The 1,530-nt window shown below is 57.0% G+C and carries 1 protein-coding gene; it reads right to left on the reverse strand.

Features of this window, described 5'->3' with window-relative positions:
- Positions 1–3: 3 nt before the first annotated feature.
- Positions 4–1,419 carry an IS4 family transposase gene (locus tag IVA78_RS31145; protein WP_247469325.1) on the reverse strand — a complete coding sequence of 472 codons (1,416 nt, stop codon included), beginning with the start codon at positions 1,417–1,419 and terminating at the stop codon, positions 4–6.
- Positions 1,420–1,530: the final 111 nt, after the last annotated feature.

A 1,530-nucleotide genomic window follows, 5' to 3' on the forward strand; every position in this document is an offset into this window, starting at 1 on the left:
CTTTCAATTACCCACAAATTCTCCTCCGACCATGACACCTAGCGCTATGTCGGTGAGGCGTGACAGCCCGCGCCACATGACGGTATTGCCGGGTGGCGGATCGCTGGCGCGGGCGAGATAACCGCCGAGCCGGGCGACTTTGATCAAATAGTGCGAGAGCGTTTTCCGTCTTGCTTTTGGTCTGTCGTTAACGAGGCGATCGAGCACGCCGATTTCAGTCGCGGTCAACGCGAGGGTTGGCGGCGCGTCTGGAGCCGAACGGTTGAGCATCGTCATCCAAAAGACCCGCCAACTCAGGATGCAAAAGAGCGAGATCAGATTGGTCAGACGCTGGGCGGTCCTGAGCTTTGACTCCTCAGCTTTGCAGCCTGATTTGAGGATCTTGTGGAACACCTCGATCTTCCATCTCAAAGCATACCATTCGAGCTTCTCAATGGCGTCGGTGCGGGAGCTAACAGGTAGATTTGTGATCAGCTTCCACTCGATTTTCTTTCTATTCTTCGGCGTCACGCGTTCTTCGGCATGGATCACCGTCAGGGTCAGCGCTGGATAGCGCTTCTGCTTTCCGATCGGCGGCAGGACGCGAAGCTTGCGATATCTGATCTCGAGAACGGCTTCATCGGGATCGCCGTTGTTGTTTCTGACGTTGAGGCGATGCCGTCCTTTGACGGCAACCTCGTCCATTTCGTCGGCGATCGTGTGATTTCCATCTCCGGCCAAACGGTTAACGCAAGTCCTAATCACGAAATGCGTTCCAGCTTCCCGGGCCGCGCAGAACAGCTCATAGATGTCGCTCTCGCGATCACCGATATGGATGCACCGTCCCGGATCGCACAGCAGCTCTGTGGATTGACGGACATTGTCCAGCCACCGAATGCTCTCCTTCTTCTCGATGGGAATGCGCGTCGGATTGATCTTCTTCTTAAGCGCGGCAGTCCCCTTGAATTTCTTCCGGGTCCAGAATTTGACCGCCGTCAGTCCAAGCGGCAGCCCTTCGGTTGTCACCGCCAGGCTCGAGTGCATCAGGATGCCGCAAACCGTGTGCGACCTCAGGCGGCCCGCCTTGTCGCGCCCGCTGTTTATGCTCTTGGTGATCCCGATCGCGTCTGAGTTCTCTCTTTGATAACTGAACTCGGTCGTATCGTGGAGCACTAGAATAGGTCCGTCGGTGGCAATCGTGCGCTCACGCGTCGATTGAAAGTGGCCGGCCAGAATGTCGGCCTCACTGACCCGGTCGTTGGAGAAAAAACGATACGCAGCCTTGGTATTGGCCCAGTCCTGGCACACCAGTGGAATGCTTTCTCCCATGGCGCTCCCGATCTGCGCTAGCAGTTTGCGGAGCCGCTTATTCAGGCGCTCGTCGGCAAGGTTGCAGCCAGCGAGCTCGCGATCAAACCATGCGTCGGCTTCTTCGTCCATTGGCACCGCCCCCTGCGAATCGGTGCCAGACAAGGAATCACGGTCGATTCCCGCGATGCAATAGTTGGTGCGCTCCCTCAGCCCTCTCGGCTAAATGTGGGTAATTGAAAG

Source organism: Bradyrhizobium sp. 137 (genome assembly GCF_023074095.1).
Taxonomy (GTDB): Bacteria; Pseudomonadota; Alphaproteobacteria; order Rhizobiales; family Xanthobacteraceae; genus Bradyrhizobium.

Coding starts and splice junctions, on each gene's coding strand:
- IVA78_RS31145 (WP_247469325.1), bottom strand. CDS start 1,419: ATGGACGAAGAAGCCGACGCATGGTTTGATCGCGAGCTCGCTGGCTGC.